We start from the raw sequence: 16,580 nt of genomic DNA, 5'->3' as shown, positions 1-16,580 counted from the left end.
CGGGCGGCGCTAACAACTCCCCAGTTGTTCTTATTTACTAAGTACATGTCGCTCGCCAATATAATTTACACGAGGACGGAACAAACGATTATTTGCATGTTGCTCAATAACGTGCGCACATAACCCCACTGTTCTAGAGCTAAAGAAGATTGGTGTGTAAAGTTGAATTGGAATACCTAGCATCCAATATACTGGAGCTGCATAATAATCAAGATTTGGATAAATTCCTTTTTCTTTTTCCATAATCTTTTCTCCAGCTTCACACATTTCATATAGTGTATAATCACCTTTTACATCACATAACTGTTTTAAAGCTTCCTTCATCATAAGTGCTCTTGGATCCATCTTCTTCATATAAACACGGTGTCCAAAGCCCATAATTTTTTCTTTGTTATATAGTTTCTTCTGTAATAACTCTTCAAATTTCTCAACATTACCAGCTTCTAAAAGCATGTACATAACCGCTTCATTTGCACCGCCATGTAAACTTCCTTTTAAAGATGCAACTGCACCTGTTAAAGCACCGTATAAATCTGATTGTGTTGATGCAATAACGCGAGCTGTAAATGTAGAGTTTGGCATTTCATGCTCACTATATAAAACAAGGGAACGATCAAAGATCTTTTCCTCAAGTTCAGTTGGTTTTTTACCAGTTAACATATAGAAGAAATTCGCACTATAAGATAATTCTTTAAGAGGTTCAATTGGCTCCTCATTATTTAAAATATGATAGCTATTCGCTACAATGTTTGGCACTTTACTTAACAGCTTGTACCCTCGGCTTTTATTCACTTCTAACGAGCGGTTTTCGATATCATTATCGTAACCAGCTAACGCTGACACACCTGTACGTAATCCATCCATGGGATGCGTCTCTTTAGGCAATGCCTTTAGTACGTTGAATACACCTTCTGGTACTGCATATTCTTCTTTTAATTTCTTTTCAAGTGTTACTTTTTCATCTTCATTCGGTAGGTGTTCCTCCAATAAAAGGTGCACAATGTCTAAATACTCTTTTGTTTTTGAGAGTTCGATTAAGTCATACCCTTGAATTACAATTTCACCTTTTACTGTGTCAAGAAACGAGATTTTCGTCTCCGCTGCCACTATACCATCTAATCCCGGGGAAAATTTCTCTTCAGCTTTCATCATTATTTCCTCCAATCCTAATAGATCTTCGTGCACATAACTGTAAGCCTTTACAATATTGTGAAACTACATTTCTATTTCAATGTATCAGAGTTTTTAGAAGATTTCAATTTATTTTATAATGATAAGTTTCCTACACTTTTCTTACTGTAACAATACAATTTTTTGAAAATAATTCTTATATTTTATAAAGAAAGGATAGACTTCTTTGCGTATTTTCAAAAACAAGATATAAAGATTTTTCATATAACACCGCCAAATATACAATTATTCTAATTTTATTTGAGAAATAGAAAAAACGAGCTGTACATAAATACAGCTCGTTACTATATGATATTTATTTCACTATCTCTTAAATATAATTTTCATATAAAACTTATTCATTTTTAATAAAGTTATTATTTTACATAATTAAATTGAATTTCTTCCATTTCCTCATGATAACTTACAAATAAATCATAGTTTTGAAAATACCAAAGATCATCAGAATCTACAAAAAATATAATACCTTCCTTCTCAACTGACACTATTTCGCCATCGGGTTTCTCAGCAACAACCCCTAAAGAATATCCGGGCTGAATTGAACTATCCCCTCCGTACCTTACAGTAACACGTACAGATTCACCGTGCTTTATACGTAATTCTTCCTGGAACCATTGCAGAGCTTTACGATCAATTGAAATTCTCATCTTTATTCCTCCAGTTTACGCAAACTCTTTTTTTCCTAATCGTTGTTTTACAAAGAAGACGAAAATAATTAAGGCTATCAATGCTGAAATTGCACTCCCTGAAAATAAAATACGATAACCAAACATTTGTGAAACAACTCCAAGTAAAATAGCACCTAACCCGATTCCTAAATCAAACGCTGTAAAAAATGAAGCATTTGCAACTCCTCTTTTACTCGGATCGACAATTGTAAGCATTGCCGCTTGCAAAGCTGGCTGCGCTGAACCAAATCCAATACCGTATAATGTTGCTGCGATAATTACACCTATCAAACCATTTGAGATAGTTAAAACAACTATAGCTAAAATAGTAATACATAATGCTGGAAGTATGATGAATACTTCTCCATACTTATCTAATAGTTTCCCTGAAATTGGTCTTACAATTGTTAATGCAATTGCATATACAAGAAAGAAAGTTCCCGGGTTTACATGAATTGATGATGCAAATAACGGTAAAAAGGTTGTTATTCCTCCATATGCAAACGATAAAAAGAATACTACAATCGTGATTGTTAATACGGATTTCTCAAATAGCTGAATTTTCCCTTTTTCTTTTTGTGGCGTAAATGGGATCTTCGTTATTAATGATAATACAACTGCCATAAAAGATAACAACGTCGCTAATAAAAATAGACCATCAAATGAATAATTTTGCACAACCCATAATCCAATCATAGGTCCAATCGCCATTGCAATTGTCATCGCCATCCCATACCAACCCATACCTTCACCGCGGCGTGAATCTGGAATAATATCCGTTATTGCTGTTCCAACAGCTGTTGTAGAAACAGCCCATGTTACTCCGTGAATAACACGTAAAACAGCTAAAAGGACAATAGTCGATGCTATATTATAGGAGTACATCGTTAAGCCAAAAAAGATGAGTCCGAAAATAATAAAGGATCTTCTACCATATTGATCTAACATTCCTCCAATAATCGGTCGTATTACAACAGCAGCTATTGTAAACATCCCCATCATAAGTCCAACTTGCGATTCATTGCCACCTATCTCTTTAATAAAGAGCGGGAGCGTTGGAACAAGTAAATAAAATCCTGTAAATAAAAATAACATTGCGAAAGTCATTTGAATAAATGATTTCGTCCATAATCGTTCCATAAAAATACCTCCATACACTCGTAAAATATTACGATTAACATCCTCATTGTACATTTTATTGATCTCTTTTCCCTCCGCAAATAGACGTATCTTTTCATATTAAATAGTCCACCATCAGCTTACATTAGTCTTAAGACTTTGTACGCATATTTTAAACGAAAGTCCTATATATGTACCTTTATACGTGTGAAAAGAATATACTAATTTATTATCACAACTTAGGAGTGATTATTTTATGTGGGTATTATCATCAAGAGTAACTGTCGCGGTTCCTTCGATACCCGAAATACATGCCCCCGCCGTTCATACAGCAAGTTCCGATGTCGGCATTGAACTTCCAGCAATTTGGCAACAATACCAATCACCAGGTCAAGCTACCCCTTCATTTTGGCATCATGGTGCCCATCCAAGTAGCACTACCTTTTATCATCCTAGCCACGCTCCACTACCTCAGGCTCAAGTCTTTTATCATTTCCCATCAATTTATTTTCAAAATTTTTATGGTACGTTTAACATTTAAAACACATCATTTCATAGCTACTACATTTAAACGAAAAAAGCACTTAAGATTGTAATTTTCACAAATCTTAAGTGCTTTTTAATATTTTTTATAAATTTTTCTTATTGCCCATTATTAGCAGGGGGCTCTCCTGCATTACCGCCAGTCTCTGGTTGTGTGGTCGCTGGTGGAGTTGTATTTCCTTGACCTCCTCCATTATTTGCCGGAGGTGTCGTATTTCCTTGACCTCCTCCGTTATTTGCTGGAGGTGTCGTATTTCCTTGACCTCCTCCATTATTTGCTGGAGGTGTCGTATTTCCTTGACCTCCTCCGTTATTTGCTGGAGGTGTCGTTCCTTGGCCATTTCCATTATTTTGTTCTTCCTGTTTCTTTTGCTCTTCTAGTTTCTTTTGTTCTTCTTGCTTCTTAAGTTCCTCTTGTTTCTTTTGTTCTTCTTGTTTTTTCAGTTCTTCTTGTTTCTTTAATTCTTCTTGCTTTTTCTCTTCTTCAGTTTTTTGCTGTTGATCTTGTTTTGGTTGCTCCGTTGTATCCGGTACGCTAGTATTTGGCGATGAATCACGTTTTTCACCTTTTATACGTAGCTCACTACCTTCTTGAATAACACTACTTGGCATTTTAAAGCGTGATTTATCTGTAGCCATTTCGCTCATCATTTCTTTAAAGATCAACTGTGCAATTTTCGTATTCTTACTACTAATATACTCGTCTTTACCATCTTTCATATACCCAGTCCATACTGCCATCGTATATTGCGGTGTATATCCAGCGAACCAACTATCACGAGTTGCACTTTCTGGAATTTTATATTGAGCTAATTGCTTTGATGAATAGTTTGTCGTACCCGTTTTACCAGCTACATCTAAGGAGCCTACATTTGCCGATGTACCAGTACCAGATGTAACTACAGAACGAAGCATATCAGTAATCATGTATGCGGTAGAATCTGTCATAACTTGTTTTGGTTTTTGTCCAAAACTTTGTGACTTACCGTCTGGATAAACGACTTTCTTAACAAAATGCGGTTTCGTATATTTACCTTCATTACCAAATGCCGCATAAGCACCCGCTATTTCAGTTGGCGATACTTCATTTGTACCAATCGCTGTCGATTCTGTCGGTGCTGTATTAAATGTAATACCTAGTTTCTCAGAGAATTCTTTCGATTTACTAATCCCTACTTCTTTTGCAGTTTTAATTGCAGGAATATTACGCGACATTTTTAATGCTTCACGCATTGTAATTGGACCCATATGACTTCTATCTGCATTTCGTACTTCTTGTCCCGTTGAATACTTAAATGGAGAGTCATCAATTTGATGGTACGTAGCCCATTTTAAATATTCAATTGCAGGAGCGTAGTCGAAAATCGGCTTCATCGTTGAACCAGCTGCACGATCTAATTCAATTGCCATATTATGCCCTTTAAATACAGCTTTATTTTCTCCACGGCCACTACCTATAGCACGAACTTCTCCTGTTTTCGTATCCATAAATGTGAATGCACCTTGGAATTTATCGTTCGGATAATCAATGATATTATTATTTAAAATATTATCAGCAAGTTTCTGTGCTTTCGGATCTAACGTTGTATAAATTTCTAAACCGTCAGAACCGATATTAGCATCTGGTAATTCTTTTTCTACTTCTTTCACAACTGCATCCATAAATGCAGGGTATGGCATTGTTTGTAGTTGAGTTGCAGGCTTGAGTCCCTTTTCTACGTCAACTTTTATTGCTTCTTCCATTTCCTGTTTTGTTATATATCCATGTCGGTTCATTAAACTTAGAACAACATTTCTTCTTTCTGTTGCTTTTTGAACATTTTCTTTTTTCGTTGGATCATAGTTATTCGGTGCTTTCGGTAAACCTGCAAGCATCGCAACTTCTGGTAATGTTAAGTCCTTCAATTCTTTACCATAGTAGTTTTGTGCTGCTGTTGCGATCCCATATGAACGGTTTCCTAAGTTAATTTTATTTAAGTACATCTCTAATATTTCATGTTTTGAATACTGTTGTTCTAGCTTATAAGCTAAATATATTTCTTGCGCCTTACGCTTTGGTGTTTTGTCCATTGATAAGAAGTAGTTTTTAATAACTTGCTGTGTTATCGTACTTCCACCTTGAGAACCATAATCCCCTTTAAGACTTACTAGAACAGCACGGGCAGTACCTTTAAAATCTACTCCGCTATGCTCATAAAAACGTGAATCTTCTGTCGCTAAAAATGCATTTTCTACTAATTTAGGTATTTGCTCATACGTAACATTCGTCCTTTTTTCTTTTCCATATTCATATACCAAATCCCCGTTTTTATCATAAATTTTTGAGGATAACGGATTAACAAGTTTTGCTTTCTCAAGTTTTGGTGCATCCTTAATCATTACGAAAAAGGTAGCAACCCCCGCCACTAAACCAACAATACCAAGTAATAAACAAGTAATTAAAAACTTGCGAAAGAATGATGTTTTACCTTTTGGCTTTTGTGTTTTAGAAGCTGGTTGTTTTTTCTTTTTAACTTGTCGTCGTTCCTCTCGAGAACGATAATTTTCTGACATGTTACTTTCTCCTGCCTTTCAATTCTCCCGTTGATTTACTTAAAAATATTGAGGTCACTTTCTAAAATGAATTTGATTAAGAAAGTATATTGACCTGGAGCATTCAATATTTTCCTAATTCACAGATTATAAATTTTAGAATACTTCTTATACAAACTATTTTCACTTCTATTTTTCCTAATAACGCTGCCCCTTTAAGCATAGAATGTAGAAAGTGAATTTTTAATACCTCGTATAAATAATATACCTTTTTTTCAAATGGTCAATATTTTCTTATTTATAAATCAAAGGTGAAATAAAAATAGCACAACGATATGTACTTCGTGTGAACTTCCTTATAATTACGTATAACAAACATTTAATATATTGCATATAAGTATAATACCTCTTAAATTATAAGGATTTCAACATCACAACCTCAACATCTACAAGAAATTATTAAAAATGAAAAGTGAGGAGTTGTGTAATGATGAAGCTATCTCCCGTAATTTCAAAAAATATAGTTGCTGTTGGCTACAATCCTTTTTCTATGATTTTGCGAATCCAATTAAAGAATGGTATGTACGATTTCTTTAATGTACCAGAAAGTATTTATACTGGCCTATTACATGCACAATCTAAAAGTTATTATCATAATACTTACATTAAAAATTCTTTCCGCCACACAAAAATCTAAACTTAACACCCACTAAAAAAGAAAGGAGGTTAATCCTCCTTCCTTTTAAAAACATTTTGCAGATGAATTATCTTCGATTCCTCTTATTAATTTCATCATATGCTTGAATTTGTTTTTTCAAACGCCGATCAGCTTTTTTATCATGCACTACAAGAATTGCATGTATAACCCCTGGAACCCAAAATATTAATGTTAATATAAAATTTATGATTGCCTGAATTGGTTTTCCACAAAATAATACAGCAACAGGTGGAAGAAGAATTGCTAATAAATACATCATCCCTTGAAAACTCCTTATTTTTTATTTTATATATCACTTTTCAAAATATACGCAAAGAAATCTTATGATGTTGGCATTACATAAATTTTCATTAAGTATATATAACATCTCTTACTTTATATATTCTATCTATACGCAAAAAAACCTACTACCATTTTATTCTTAACCTACCTCTAAAATCAATGTATCTCCTTCTATTTAAATAAGTATTTCAGACTTTTTATTGTTTTCTAGCCTATTTTCTTCCTCTATTGCAGTTACTCCAATTGCAGAAATTAACGTTCCTATCGCTTGTATCCAAATACCAATGAGTGCAATGATTCTCTCATCCTTCTTATCAAAAATACTATCTTCATTTTCTCTCTCATCTTTCAATACATTTGAAACACCTTGATACGCTTGTAATCCAGCCCCTAAACTTTGCATGGAGTTACCCAGTATAATAATTTTCTGTAATACATTTATATCCAACAAAGCTGCTTCTACTCCTAAAAAAGCACCGATCGATTGTAAACTGTTCCCTGTAATGATAAGATAATCATTTTCTTTCAATTGTTCATTTATATTAAAATATGTTCCTATTACATTTGATATATTGCCTAATGCTAATAACTCAATTCCTATTTGATCAAGTAATTTACTTTGATTCTCTAACCTATATTTTGATTTTCTCTTTTTTCTTCCCCATCATCATAATTGCTCGCAATGATTTGTAATATATATCCGAGGGCTTGTAATGAGCTTCCTACAATAACAAGATCCGATTCAACTTTCTCTTCTCCAATAAATCCTCTTGTCGTTCCAATAGCAGCTGTAAGATTCCCTCCCACTTGAAACCATGCCCCTGTCACTTTTAAACTGCTTGGATTCATTTTTATCACCTATTTAAATATTTTCTAAAGCTTTCAAAACAAACAAATCTCACCCTTAATCTTTTATTTTATTTTTTAGATGTAATTTTGTGAATGATATAATGTGCTACTAATATAAAAGCACCTTAAAGGTGCTTTTTATATGCATGCTGGGCATGTCAATGAATCTCCATTTTTATCTATTGTTATATTCAATATATATTCAATTGCTTTATGTGACCAAGTTTCAGGTGTAGGCGATTCATTTATATATTGTGGCGCACATGACTTCAGCATTGGAGTACTAATACTCCCTCCAGGATCTAAAGCAACTACAGCCATGCCATGGGGTAATTCCAGGGCCATAGATTTAGTGATACCTTCAATAGTAAATTTCGAGGCACAATATGGCGCAAGCTCAGCCTCACCTTCTCTCCCCCAACTAGAACTCATATTAATGATAATTCCTTCTTTCCTAGCTACCATCGCTGGAACAAATGCTCTTATTACATTTACTACACCATTCACGTTTACATTCATTACATTTTCGAATTCTTGAGCCGTAATTTTCCAAAGTTGTGCATTTTGATTTACAATCGATGCATTATTTATTATCATATCGGGAGCTGTATGTGTATTAAGTATATAATTTGCCCAATTGTTAACTTGCTGAGAATCTGAAACATCAATTACTTGGAAATCATGTATTTTACTGTACTGCTTTTTTAGTTCTTCAATTTTATCTTTTGAACGTCCACAACCATATATGTTCCACCCTAATTCATGAAATCGATCAACCATCGCACGCCCTAACCCTTGTGTCACGCCTGTAATAATTACAGATTTACTAATTTCTTTTCGCTTCATTTCTCTCATCCTCCTTCCCTATATCTTACTCTCTTCATTTTTATTCAGCGATTTACTATAGTATCAACTCAACTCATACTTTAGTAATGGTTTTGATATTGTATACATAAACCAAAAAAGTAACCATCATGGTTACTTTTTGCTATATATCTAAAAATTCATTGTTTATTTCATTATTGTTTTTACATTTCAACTTCTCTTTTCCACATTTCTCACACTGGTAAATATAAACTACACCTAATGTCCCTTTTTTAAAATTCTCATTATCCTGCATCTTAATAAAAATATATTTATGTTTACAATGCGATTCACCCAAATAATTTTTAAACCACTTTTTCAACACAACACATTCCACCTTTATGATAGAACCTTTATTTAGCTGCTTTATTACATACTTTTATTTAAATGTTCAATCTCATCTTGCAACTTTTTAAATTGCTCAAAATGCATGGTAATAGATTGGCTACTACCATAATCAACATTTTGTTTCACTAATATAACACCCGTATCATGAAAAAGCGCTTCAAGTTCTTTCCTAATAGACACTTTCGCAATATGAGCTGTTTTAATTGCAGATAAAATTGCAATTTCATTAAACTTTAATTTTATTTCATTTGGACAAAATGCGTCTTCAACTAATATAACTTCATTACTATAAATTAGTGCAACAAGATTACTTGATTTGGCATCTGTTAAATCAACTTTTTTCATAATATCTTTCATTACATTTTGCCTCCTTTATTTTCATATATATCAATTATACAAATTTTTTTAAAAAATTACTCAACTTTATTATATTAATTTTAACACACTTTTATTGAAATCCATGCTCCAAACGTTTTACTATTCCACAATTTTTATTATATGAACCATCTGGACTATAACTCCATATAGTAATGTTAACAACTTATTATAAAGCAGGTGAAAATTATGCCATCAGTTGTAGGAAATTTAGTTGTACAAAATAGTAATGGATCATTTAACTTAGGTGATTTCTACAACGTTTCTCCGAAAGAAAATACGAAAGCTTATAATGGTTCCGGCGCATCAAACGTTGGTTTTGTTGTTAATACTTTTAGCGGTGTTAGCGCGACCAATACATTTGATTCTGACCTTGCAGATCAAAACCAAGTGGGTACAGCCTAATCTTATGTTCAACTTTTTGTATAGAAAATTTTAATTTGTCTATACTATAATCAGGCTGTTTGACAGCTCTTATCGATTTTGGAGTACCCTATCTTTTTCTCCCTTTCCCTGGGGCTCAGCAGCTAGCACAAAGCTAGCTGCTTTTTCTTATATTATTTGTCTCATAAATCAGAAATAAAAAAAGCTGCCATTTAATATTCAGCTTCTTTTACATTATTTCAATAATATCCATAGCGTTAAATACGTAAGTTTTATAAAAGGCGTCTGTACAAATTACAATTTGTTTTACCGGATTGATATGTACAACAGTCATGTAGCTTGTTAATATGTAACCATCTTCAAAATATGTTACCAATATTTCTTTCTCAGACAGTAATGACGTTAATAATTTATCAGAAATCCTCTCTTTTGCTTCATTTGTTAAAAGCGGTTTTTGTACTTTTAATTTCTCTCCAATAATCTTTCTCATATTTAAAAGTTGTTCGGACATTACTGTAAACGGAACCCACTCTCTTTCTTCTTTTTGTATCTTTACATCGTTCATTTTTTATCTCCTTGATCATTTATACATTTATTTATTCATGCTATCCCTTAGTTATTTTTAATACTTACTAAACTCGAATTTACTTCTAAACTATAATTAGGTTACCTCTTAAAAGAACATTCGTTCTTATTATACACGAACTTACGTTCCTTTGAGAAGAGCTATACTTATTATTTCTTAACAAAAAACATAATTTTATTTATCTCCATATTTTTTCCTTTATCAAATAAACTTTTCATTTCTTATATAAAATGCATATAAAAACTAAAAGGCGACTTCATACAAAGTGAAATCGCCTTTTTCTAAAAAATATTCAAAGCTTATTTTTCTATCCTAACTAATGTTCTTTCTGGAATACATAATTCATCTATATTAAAATGATTTATTTTTAATTTCAATTCCCCTACTCGTTCCTTATCTTCATCACCAACCCAACAACTGAATAATTCAAAATAGTCTCCATCTTCCAAATAACCTTCCATAATCTTGCATAAAGTTAAAAGTTTTTCTTTCGCTTCTTTTTTTTCCTTTACGTTTTGCCACTCGACAAGTTCAATTCCCCAACTAGTTGAAACCTCATATATGTAATTTTTTTGGAATTGATACTCTTGTACAATTTCAAGCATACTTTCATCTGCAAAACATGGTCCAAAAACAATTACATCATTAGAATCGGGCTCCGTTAACGGAATTTCTACATTACAGCCTATGTAACTTGCTAAACTCATTTTATACTCCTCCAATATTCGTATAAAAAATACTTCATAGTATATTTATTTACTCAAATATAAAATCCCTGCCTAAACAAAAAAGTTTTAAATTTTTTCGTTTATTAACCATCTATAACTGAACACATATACTATGATGAACGAACTCACAAAGCATAAGAAAAGAGAGCATTTACAACACTCTCTTTTCTTACATACTCTATGGAACTTTACAAAACTGAATCAGTGATTTTTATTATTATATTTCATTACATATACTTAGGTTGTACTATTATATGTAACTCTCTCTCTGTATCCGCTTTTTTCGGATGACGAAAATAATTAAGTTCGTACTTTAACACTTTATACTCAACAATTCCGATTTTAATCCCTTTCGTTTCTTTTAATATAGCTAATAAATCACTTATATTTTCATCATATGACTCAAAAATTTTCGCTCCGCCCTCTCCTTGAAAGATTACTTTCATATATTCTCCCCACCTTAATTTATTGATGTGGTAAATGATGCGTTTAAAACGATTCATTCTTTATCCTAAAATTTTCACAACAAAAAGAGCATCCTTTCCAATCGAATGCTCAGCTTTTTACTAATTATCCATGTTAAATATTTATTCAAAAACATTATATGTATTATTTTTTAAATTATGTTCGATATTCATTATTAAAGAGTAAATATATGTAATAAACTTGCATAATGAAAACCGTAGAATATCCACTTTCGTTGAAATAATTATAAACCATAATTTTCCATTGTAATTCTTAATATTTAAATGTAATATTGTATTGTCTTACTATCTATTTATAACTCACACACTAATTAGAAAAGGGAACTCTATATGAGTTCCCTTTTCTAATTATGATTACAGTCATTATTTCTTTTCTAGAAATTTAAATGTATCTTTAAATTCTTTATTATTCACTTTAATATCAGCATCTTTCAATAAATCATTGACTACTTGTTGTTTCCATTTACCTGTCGTATCTTGTAGTCTTTGTTGTTCTATATCTTTACGAATTTTATCCTTTACTTCATCAAATGGCTTCAATTCTTTTTTATCCGTCACTTTAATAATATGGTAACCGTAAGTTGTTTTAACCGGATCACTTACTTGGCCTGCATCTAATTTATACGCAGCTTCCTCAAATTCTTTCACTGTTTGCCCAGGAGCAAAACCAGATATTTCCCCGCCCTGTTCCTTTGAACCAGTATCCTCTGAATACTGTTTTGCTAAGGCAGCAAAATCTTCACCATTATTTACTTTCTCCTTTATTTCTTTAGCCGTTTTTTCATCTTTCACTAAAATGTGACTTACTTTCATTTCTGGTTTATAGTTATTTTTCACATCTTTATCTGTAACTGTTGCTTTAATCGCTTTCTCAAATGCAATTTCTGGCTTCATTTTTTCTTTTAATTCATCTTCGTTTTTCAACCCAAGTTGTTCTAAAGTCGATTTAAAGTTCTCACCCATTTTATCTTTTGCTTCTTCTACTTTCTTTTTTGCTTCCTCATCTGAAACTTTATATTTATCTAACAATGCCTTACTTAACATCATTTGATATAAAGTACTTTCTCCATATTGTTGTCGTAATTCTTTACTTAATTCTTTCTCTGTAACATTCCCTACTTTTGATGTTACTACGTTGTCTGAGGAACCACATGCAGATAATGCTAGCATCACGCATGAAATAATTGTTCCAATAAATATTTTTTTCTTTTTCAATTCAAATACCTCACTTTTATCATTATGCAAATTAACTATACACAGTCATTGTGAAAACAGTGTGTTTTCTACATGTAATTCATTTCATATGAGTAGACTATGTATCATGTATTTTCATTTTTAAACGTAAAGAGTCTTCTTACTATTATGTATAGTAAGAAGACTCTTTACATACTCCTTAAAAACAATACTGCCGCTATAGTTACTTAATAATTACATGTTTTTCAGGTATCCAACTATTCTGCCCGATATCTATCGCATTTCCCACTCTACCCCACACTCGAAAAGATGTCGATCCATCTATATTCCCTTTATAATTCATACATTCAGGCTCTTCATAATAATTTACTCCGTAACCGACAGGATATTTCGAAGTTCCATAAAACCATTTCACATTAAAATGTTTTAAATATGCCCACTGCTTATCGTTCCCTAAACAAATCATATCTTGCTCACCGCCTCCCCAATAACTTGTTAAGATTAAATATGGAATTTTCTGAGTGAGTGCACCTGTAAATTGAGGGGTCATGGGAGTTTCATATAAATTTATTCCGTATCCATCAGGATATTTCGAAACTGCAATACCAATGCCATTCGGTTGCTGTGTATACACTATGTTAGATTGATTTGCTTTGTTGGAATCTATAAACCAAGAAAGTGACTTATTTCCTACTAATCGATTCAGATCACATTTCCCAATACCAGGAACATTCCCTGAATCCGTATATTGCCACATATCGCATGGATATGCTGGCTTATTCCCTCCATAACGAGGGATCCATATGAAATCAGCTTCAATATTACATGCTCCAAATGATAAATACGTGTGATGCCCTACGTATAATCCTACTTTTTCCGCATCTAAACGGCGTAATTCATCAATAAATGCCTGTGTCCCGCCTTGCATATCTACCATCGTTTGAACTTCTATGTCCGCTACCCAAAACTTAGCAGATTGATCACCACGATTCCAAAAATCTTGTGCCTCTTTCTTTGCATCAGCAATAGATATAAAACGGCAAAAAGCATAATTACCGAATGGGATACTATGCTTTTTCATTTCACTAACATAATTTTGATACATAAAATCCACCGTATTAGAGCCATCTTGAACTCTAGCAATCACTAAATCTAGCTGAGATGCTGCAATATCCCAATTAATAGTTCCATTCCATTTTGAAATATCTACAATATACCCCATACATTCCAGCTCCTTTTGAATGTCTTATTCATAGCTTGTTTTATTGTAAGCCTCCTCTCTCTAAAACTAGCTATCTATAATATAAATAAAAAGAATCTTTACTGTTTTTCAAAATATATTCTCTTTCAGAAATATTTCTATCAACTTTAACATGTATGCCACATAAAACATTCGAAATATACCCTACTATTCATTTATTATGTAATCTCGTCCTATCAATCATTTTTACAGATATTAAAAAAAAATTCCCTGTATTATTAAATTATAACTTTCAGTATCGATTTCCTTTCAACTAAAAAATTTCATCCCTCATTTTCTATATACTCTTAAGTCAAAATTACTACCTCTACATGAAATTTGAGATTTAGAAAAATTTTAATTAATTGAAGTTTACTCCTATTAAATTGCTATTTTCCAACCTGAACACTATTGGTGCATAAAAAAGACATTTTCTATTACTGAAAATGTCTTTTTACAGTTTAATAAAACAACTTTGGTGCTAAATCTGTATTTTGTAATTGTGAGTTTTCACTGCTCATAACACAACTTGTGGAAAATAGAATTGGGATACCACAAACCTCATCATTCATTACATCACGAAACACATTGGCAGCAACACCTGTAAACGTTTGACATAAGTTAGAAATATCGTCATTGAAAAACTGAATGACTTCCGCAGCGAAAACCGGAAAAACAACATTCGGTCCGCCAGGGAACTGAGGCTGTACCACAACTTGTTCAAAATAAGGATTATTTTCTAGTGCTACTTGAAATAAATGAGCTATTTCAAATGCATCTAGTGGACAAGGAAATGGATTTACAATTTCATTCTCATTATTCGTTACAATAACTGTCACACTTACATTCCCAAATTGTACAAAAGATTTTAAAAGCGTTGCTAATGCTCTCGCTTTTTCGTTGCTTAACGCATGCACTAAAATAATATAATTACCACCAACAGGAATAAGCGGCCCAACTGTAACAGTTGGATCAGCACCTATTGAATTTTTTAATTCATTAAAATATGTGATCCACGGTGGCGAAAGCTGAGCTTGTACATTTTCTTCCACTATTTTATACTACCTCCTTATACCATTCTTACTAACATAATATGTAACAAACAAAAAAATGCATTAGTTATATTAACCATTTGCGTATTTATTGATTATATTAATTAAACATTTTATTTCCCATTCTCAATTTCCCCTCGTAGAATATAGTTTAGATCAGTATTTCTGCTTTCTAATTACCCTGATTTTAAAAAAAATAGATAACAAGATTCCTTACGGAATTTGTTTCGATATTATTGAATTTCCCAGATACAATGGATGTATGGAAAGGATCCATCGGGAATTTGCTCATTTCCCCTGTAGCTCTGTCTACGATAAAAAGTCTGTTACCCGAGCCATTGCTATCACTACCAACACACTAGCTGTTTCGATAACTGATTGGGCTTTTGGATAGTAGTTCAAAAGGTAGCCCCCAAAAGTTGTCATTGTATTCTCGTAGGCGAGNCTATTACTTAGTTGAGGCTGCCAATTCAGTAAGAAGATATTTGCCTGAATATCAAGCATTTTATCAAAAGAAATACAAAGAAACACCCAAACATCAACACAAAAGAGCCATCGTCTTAACCGCAAGAAAATTTGTGCGTCTGGTGGATACGCTACTACGTAACCATCAACTCTACACGCCACCAAGGAGCGTGATAGAAAAATAACACTTTGTTATTGACGCAATCTTGGAAACGGCCCGAAAAAATTTCATTTTTGGTCGGGTCTATTTCCGTATGCTGAAAAAATCGCACCTAGAAAAAATCAGTCTTGTTTTACTCTTGACTTATTACCACTAGACTTTACATCTTTAAGCACTTTTACTACTATAAAATTCTTTATTATAAGCAAATCCACTGAAATTTCATATTATACTAATACGACTCTATATCCATTAAATTATAATACTCAATATTAGGAGCTGATTTCATGGAAAAAAAACCTATCGTGTTCAAAATCCCACCAAATTCAAAGCTAAAAATTACATTTTTCGGTCCTTGTAACGAAGTAATTACAAATGTGTCTATAATTAATCAACTATGCACCCCTAAATGTCAAACTATCACGCAATACCCAGACTTTAAGAAATATGTAACGGAAGTACGATCGCTATCCCGTTGTTAGTCCGCATAATGCACGATTTTCACAACTTTATTACCTAAAATAACCGAGAAAGAAAATAACTGCATTCCTAGACTAAAATTACTCATGTTATGATATTCCATTGATAATTCATTGATTTTTTACACGTTTTTATGAAAAGAACATATATTATCGTATGGAGATTATCCACTCATAAAACCTATCTTTCTTTGGAGCGTACTTTTTATGTATGCTCTTTTTTTATGTAACCGTCCCCCTTCTAAATTGACCAACAATATATTAAAATTCTTTATATACTCAAGGAGGTCAAATATGTTCAAGTTGCATCCAATACTA

General features: G+C 32.5%; 18 protein-coding genes and 2 pseudogenes. 5 read left to right on the top strand and 15 right to left on the bottom strand.

Annotated elements, in window-relative coordinates:
* Positions 1 to 30: 30 nt before the first annotated feature.
* From mmgD to V6946_RS11710, 3 genes are all read right to left on the bottom strand, one after another.
* On the bottom strand, positions 31 to 1,152 hold the full coding sequence (gene mmgD, locus V6946_RS11720) for a citrate synthase (RefSeq protein ID WP_002041090.1): 1,122 nt from the start codon (positions 1,150 to 1,152) through the stop codon (positions 31 to 33).
* A 395-nt stretch (positions 1,153 to 1,547) separates the two neighbouring features.
* Positions 1,548 to 1,838: a HesB/YadR/YfhF family protein gene (locus V6946_RS11715; RefSeq protein ID WP_006918536.1), complete on the bottom strand. Its 291-nt coding sequence runs from the start codon at positions 1,836 to 1,838 to the stop codon at positions 1,548 to 1,550.
* Between the two features lie 15 nt (positions 1,839 to 1,853).
* Positions 1,854 to 2,999 carry an MFS transporter gene (locus tag V6946_RS11710; RefSeq protein ID WP_000440662.1) on the bottom strand — a complete coding sequence of 382 codons (1,146 nt, stop codon included), beginning with the start codon at positions 2,997 to 2,999 and terminating at the stop codon, positions 1,854 to 1,856.
* Between the two features lie 235 nt (positions 3,000 to 3,234).
* Between V6946_RS11710 and V6946_RS11705 the strand changes: the two genes are divergently transcribed.
* Complete coding sequence (locus tag V6946_RS11705; protein WP_000270101.1) at positions 3,235 to 3,519, top strand: hypothetical protein; 285 nt, start codon at positions 3,235 to 3,237, stop codon at positions 3,517 to 3,519.
* A gap of 101 nt (positions 3,520 to 3,620) precedes the next feature.
* On the opposite strand, the gene V6946_RS11700 is transcribed toward V6946_RS11705, so the two are convergent.
* Positions 3,621 to 6,074 carry a PBP1A family penicillin-binding protein gene (locus V6946_RS11700; protein ID WP_368935200.1) on the bottom strand — a complete coding sequence of 818 codons (2,454 nt, stop codon included), beginning with the start codon at positions 6,072 to 6,074 and terminating at the stop codon, positions 3,621 to 3,623.
* 466 nt (positions 6,075 to 6,540) lie between these two features.
* Here V6946_RS11700 and V6946_RS11695 point away from each other — a divergent pair, with 466 nt between their 5' ends.
* Complete coding sequence (locus V6946_RS11695; RefSeq protein ID WP_000977081.1) at positions 6,541 to 6,750, top strand: KTSC domain-containing protein; 210 nt, start codon at positions 6,541 to 6,543, stop codon at positions 6,748 to 6,750.
* Positions 6,751 to 6,817: 67 nt separating this feature from the next.
* On the opposite strand, the gene V6946_RS11690 is transcribed toward V6946_RS11695, so the two are convergent.
* The 5 genes and pseudogenes from V6946_RS11690 to V6946_RS11670 form a co-directional block, all read right to left on the bottom strand.
* Positions 6,818 to 7,030, bottom strand: coding sequence for a YqaE/Pmp3 family membrane protein (locus V6946_RS11690; protein WP_000990233.1), 213 nt, complete (start codon positions 7,028 to 7,030; stop codon positions 6,818 to 6,820).
* Between the two features lie 198 nt (positions 7,031 to 7,228).
* Positions 7,229 to 7,902: pseudogene (locus V6946_RS11685) on the bottom strand (DUF6944 family repetitive protein).
* 138 nt (positions 7,903 to 8,040) lie between these two features.
* On the bottom strand, positions 8,041 to 8,748 hold the full coding sequence (locus tag V6946_RS11680) for an SDR family oxidoreductase (protein WP_006926006.1): 708 nt from the start codon (positions 8,746 to 8,748) through the stop codon (positions 8,041 to 8,043).
* A 142-nt stretch (positions 8,749 to 8,890) separates the two neighbouring features.
* Positions 8,891 to 9,091, bottom strand: a complete 201-nt coding sequence (locus tag V6946_RS11675; RefSeq protein WP_000915146.1) for a hypothetical protein — start codon at positions 9,089 to 9,091, stop codon at positions 8,891 to 8,893.
* A gap of 44 nt (positions 9,092 to 9,135) precedes the next feature.
* Positions 9,136 to 9,471, bottom strand: a complete 336-nt coding sequence (locus V6946_RS11670; protein WP_000651907.1) for a hypothetical protein — start codon at positions 9,469 to 9,471, stop codon at positions 9,136 to 9,138.
* Positions 9,472 to 9,678: 207 nt separating this feature from the next.
* Here V6946_RS11670 and gerPF point away from each other — a divergent pair, with 207 nt between their 5' ends.
* A complete protein-coding gene (gene gerPF / locus V6946_RS11665; protein WP_001141569.1) occupies positions 9,679 to 9,894 on the top strand; it encodes a spore germination protein GerPF in 216 nt (71 codons plus the stop codon).
* Positions 9,895 to 10,102: 208 nt separating this feature from the next.
* Here the strand turns inward: gerPF and V6946_RS11660 are convergent, their stop codons facing one another.
* The 6 genes from V6946_RS11660 to V6946_RS11635 form a co-directional block, all read right to left on the bottom strand.
* A complete protein-coding gene (locus tag V6946_RS11660; RefSeq protein WP_002024004.1) occupies positions 10,103 to 10,438 on the bottom strand; it encodes a YolD-like family protein in 336 nt (111 codons plus the stop codon).
* Positions 10,439 to 10,758: 320 nt separating this feature from the next.
* A complete protein-coding gene (locus tag V6946_RS11655) occupies positions 10,759 to 11,166 on the bottom strand; it encodes a hypothetical protein (protein ID WP_006925988.1) in 408 nt (135 codons plus the stop codon).
* Between the two features lie 248 nt (positions 11,167 to 11,414).
* Entirely contained in the window at positions 11,415 to 11,633 is a 219-nt protein-coding gene (locus V6946_RS11650; RefSeq protein WP_000864271.1) for a hypothetical protein, read from the bottom strand.
* A 402-nt stretch (positions 11,634 to 12,035) separates the two neighbouring features.
* Positions 12,036 to 12,887 carry a peptidylprolyl isomerase PrsA gene (locus V6946_RS11645; protein WP_000727348.1) on the bottom strand — a complete coding sequence of 284 codons (852 nt, stop codon included), beginning with the start codon at positions 12,885 to 12,887 and terminating at the stop codon, positions 12,036 to 12,038.
* 202 nt (positions 12,888 to 13,089) lie between these two features.
* Entirely contained in the window at positions 13,090 to 14,088 is a 999-nt protein-coding gene (locus V6946_RS11640) for a glycoside hydrolase family 25 protein (protein ID WP_336455859.1), read from the bottom strand.
* Between the two features lie 479 nt (positions 14,089 to 14,567).
* A complete protein-coding gene (locus V6946_RS11635; RefSeq protein WP_000392281.1) occupies positions 14,568 to 15,158 on the bottom strand; it encodes a hypothetical protein in 591 nt (196 codons plus the stop codon).
* A 431-nt stretch (positions 15,159 to 15,589) separates the two neighbouring features.
* Here V6946_RS11635 and V6946_RS11630 point away from each other — a divergent pair.
* A pseudogene (locus V6946_RS11630) lies at positions 15,590 to 15,808 on the top strand (IS110 family transposase); the annotation flags it as partial.
* Positions 15,809 to 16,070: 262 nt separating this feature from the next.
* A complete protein-coding gene (locus V6946_RS11625) occupies positions 16,071 to 16,265 on the top strand; it encodes a hypothetical protein (RefSeq protein WP_000412555.1) in 195 nt (64 codons plus the stop codon).
* The last annotated feature ends 315 nt before the right edge of the window (positions 16,266 to 16,580 follow it).

This window comes from Bacillus sp. PPSBB_2, from assembly GCF_045291115.1.
GTDB classification, from domain to species: domain Bacteria; phylum Bacillota; class Bacilli; order Bacillales; family Bacillaceae_G; genus Bacillus_A; species Bacillus_A cereus.
This window is presented reverse-complemented; position numbering and strand designations above follow the sequence as displayed.

Excerpts from the sequence above, each read along its gene's own strand:
- mmgD (WP_002041090.1), bottom strand. The coding sequence starts at position 1,152 with ATGATGAAAGCTGAAGAGAAATTTTCCCCGGGATTAGATGGTATAGTG.
- V6946_RS11715 (WP_006918536.1), bottom strand. The coding sequence starts at position 1,838 with ATGAGAATTTCAATTGATCGTAAAGCTCTGCAATGGTTCCAGGAAGAA.
- V6946_RS11710 (WP_000440662.1), bottom strand. The coding sequence starts at position 2,999 with ATGGAACGATTATGGACGAAATCATTTATTCAAATGACTTTCGCAATG.
- V6946_RS11705 (WP_000270101.1), top strand. The coding sequence starts at position 3,235 with ATGTGGGTATTATCATCAAGAGTAACTGTCGCGGTTCCTTCGATACCC.
- V6946_RS11700 (WP_368935200.1), bottom strand. The coding sequence starts at position 6,074 with ATGTCAGAAAATTATCGTTCTCGAGAGGAACGACGACAAGTTAAAAAG.
- V6946_RS11695 (WP_000977081.1), top strand. The coding sequence starts at position 6,541 with ATGATGAAGCTATCTCCCGTAATTTCAAAAAATATAGTTGCTGTTGGC.
- V6946_RS11690 (WP_000990233.1), bottom strand. The coding sequence starts at position 7,030 with ATGATGTATTTATTAGCAATTCTTCTTCCACCTGTTGCTGTATTATTT.
- V6946_RS11680 (WP_006926006.1), bottom strand. The coding sequence starts at position 8,748 with ATGAAGCGAAAAGAAATTAGTAAATCTGTAATTATTACAGGCGTGACA.
- V6946_RS11670 (WP_000651907.1), bottom strand. The coding sequence starts at position 9,471 with ATGAAAGATATTATGAAAAAAGTTGATTTAACAGATGCCAAATCAAGT.
- gerPF (WP_001141569.1), top strand. The coding sequence starts at position 9,679 with ATGCCATCAGTTGTAGGAAATTTAGTTGTACAAAATAGTAATGGATCA.
- V6946_RS11660 (WP_002024004.1), bottom strand. The coding sequence starts at position 10,438 with ATGAACGATGTAAAGATACAAAAAGAAGAAAGAGAGTGGGTTCCGTTT.
- V6946_RS11655 (WP_006925988.1), bottom strand. The coding sequence starts at position 11,166 with ATGAGTTTAGCAAGTTACATAGGCTGTAATGTAGAAATTCCGTTAACG.
- V6946_RS11650 (WP_000864271.1), bottom strand. The coding sequence starts at position 11,633 with ATGAAAGTAATCTTTCAAGGAGAGGGCGGAGCGAAAATTTTTGAGTCA.
- V6946_RS11640 (WP_336455859.1), bottom strand. The coding sequence starts at position 14,088 with ATGGGGTATATTGTAGATATTTCAAAATGGAATGGAACTATTAATTGG.
- V6946_RS11625 (WP_000412555.1), top strand. The coding sequence starts at position 16,071 with ATGGAAAAAAAACCTATCGTGTTCAAAATCCCACCAAATTCAAAGCTA.